2 protein-coding genes and 1 pseudogene are annotated in these 1,890 nt (G+C 60.8%); all 3 read left to right on the top strand.

Translation table 11 applies throughout. The features are described from left to right. Nucleotides 1-1,043 (top strand): cryptochrome/photolyase family protein (locus AC1DVH_RS30320; protein ID WP_477756898.1); only part of this gene is annotated, 1,043 nt, incomplete at its 5' end. Between the two features lie 2 nt (nt 1,044-1,045). Continuing rightward, nucleotides 1,046-1,144 (top strand): annotated as a pseudogene (locus tag AC1DVH_RS30315) (transcriptional regulator); the annotation flags it as partial. After that, a partial coding sequence (locus AC1DVH_RS30310; protein WP_477756897.1) for an SDR family NAD(P)-dependent oxidoreductase occupies nt 1,141-1,890 on the top strand: 750 nt, incomplete at its 3' end. The pseudogene AC1DVH_RS30315 and the gene AC1DVH_RS30310, both read left to right, overlap by 4 nt.

Here is a 1,890-nt window from a genome sequence, read left to right as displayed (position 1 = left end):
AGCCCGGGAGCGTGCTGACCCGGACCGGCACTTACTTTCAGGTCTTCAGCCAGTTCCGCAAAGTCTGCTACGAACGACTGCACCGCTCGCTGCCCAGCCTGGTCTGCGCGCCGCACAAACAAACGCCGCTGAACATTGCCAGCGATGCGATCCCCGTGAGTGTCGACGGCTTCGCAACACCCGATGAGAACCTGCGCAACCTGTGGCCGGCGGGCGAAACCGAAGCCCGGCATCGCCTCGACAGCTTTAGCGATGTGCAGATCGCGCGCTATCAAAGCGAACGGGATTTCCCGGCGAAGCCCGGCACCAGTCAGCTCTCGGCCTATCTGGTCGCCGGGGTGATTTCTGTGCGCCAATGCCTGCACGCGGCCTTGAACAGCAATCAAGGTGAATTCGAAAGTGGCAAGACTGGCGCCGTCACCTGGATCAACGAACTGCTGTGGCGCGAGTTCTACAAACACATCCTGGTGGGCTACCCTCGGGTTTCCCGACACCGCGCGTTTCGTCCCGAAACCGAAGCATTGGCCTGGCGCAACGCCCCCGAAGAACTGGCCGCTTGGCAACAGGCGCGTACCGGTTTGCCGATTATCGACGCCGCCATGCGCCAACTGCTGGCAACCGGCTGGATGCACAACCGCCTGCGCATGGTGGTGGCGATGTTCCTGACCAAGAACCTGTTGATCGACTGGCGCGAAGGCGAACGCTTTTTCATGCGTCACCTGATCGATGGCGACCTGGCGGCGAACAACGGTGGCTGGCAGTGGAGTTCCTCCACCGGCACCGACTCGGCGCCTTACTTCCGGATTTTCAACCCGCTGAACCAGTCGGAAAAATTCGACCCCGAAGGCGTGTTCATCAAGCAATGGCTGCCGGAACTGGCCGGACTGAATAAAAGAGAAGTGCACAACCCCGCCAATCTCGGCGGCCTGTTCGGTGTTGTGGATTACCCCTCACCGATCGTCGACTTGAGTACCTCCCGTACACGCGCGTTGACGGCGTTCAAAAATCTACCCTCACGGCAGTACGCCGCAATTGGGTCATGAGTTACCGCTACCGGGATTACCTCGATGCCGGGGCTCTGTTTTATGAATATTTACCCGTATTGGGCCGGGCAATTGCCTGGCTGAAAAGGAGATTGGGATGAGTTGCACACTCGCACGACGATTCTGGCTGACCGGTGCCAGCAGCGGCATCGGTGCCGCCCTGGCCGAAGAAATCCTGAAAACCGGTGCGCACCTGGCCGTCAGCTCGCGCATCATGGCCCCCCTCAAAGACTTGTCGCAACGTTATCCGGGACAGGTGCTGGTGGTCGCCGGAGACCTGACCAACAGCCAGACCGTGCGCGAGATCGGCGAGCAGATTGCCGAGGACTGGGGCTCGCTGGACACCGTGATACTCAATGCCGGCACCTGCGAGTACGTGGATGCCAAACAGTTCGACGCCTCGATTGTCGAGCATGTCGTGCGCACCAACCTGCTGGCCAGCAACTATTGCATCGAAGCGGCCCTGCCCCTGCTGCGTGCCGGCACCGCACCGCACATGGTAGCCATGGCCAGTACGGTGACTTACCTGCCACTGCCCAAGGCAGAAGCGTACGGCGCCTCGAAGGCCGGGCTGCGTTATCTGTTCGAATCCTTGCGCATCGACCTGGCCCCGGAAGGTATTGAACTCACAGTGATCAGCCCCGGGTTTGTCGAAACGCCGCTGACGGCGAAAAACGACTTCCCCATGCCCTTGAGCTGGCCGGTGGAGAAAGCCGCACGGCACATCTTCGAAAAACTCAAGGAGCGCCCGCTGGAAATCGCTTTCCCGGCAGCGTTCATGGCCGCCCTCTGGCCGCTCTCCAAACGGCCGGACCGAGTGAAACTGGAGATCGGCAAACCCATGGTG

Source organism: Pseudomonas sp. P4_C3, assembly GCF_056402075.1.
The sequence above is the reverse complement of the archived record's forward strand: the minus strand, read 5'-3'. Positions and strand labels throughout refer to the sequence as shown.